This window comes from Pseudomonas sp. LM13 (assembly GCF_041381355.1).
GTDB classification, from domain to species: Bacteria; Pseudomonadota; Gammaproteobacteria; order Pseudomonadales; family Pseudomonadaceae; genus Stutzerimonas; species Stutzerimonas frequens.
Map to the genome: position 1 here is coordinate 1 of NZ_JACBXH010000155.1, position 301 is coordinate 301.

Annotated in this window: 1 protein-coding gene; it reads right to left on the bottom strand. The window is 58.8% G+C overall.

Annotated features, from left to right (window positions below):
- Positions 1-301 (bottom strand): GTP-binding protein (locus HZR81_RS23805; protein ID WP_500129420.1); only part of this gene is annotated, 301 nt, incomplete at both ends.

The following is a 301-nucleotide window of genomic DNA, read 5'->3' on the forward strand; positions in this document are numbered from 1 at the left end:
CTCACCGTTCAGCGCCATCAGCGCAGAACCGATGATGATCGGAGTATCATCACCCGGGAAGTCGTAGGTGGACAACAGGTCGCGAACTTCCATTTCGACCAGCTCGAGCAGCTCGGCGTCGTCGACCATGTCAGCCTTGTTCAGGAACACGACGATGTACGGAACGCCTACCTGACGGGACAGCAGGATGTGCTCACGCGTCTGAGGCATGGGGCCGTCAGCAGCCGAGCAAACCAGGATCGCACCATCCATCTGGGCAGCACCGGTGATCATATTCTTCACATAGTCAGCGTGACCCGGG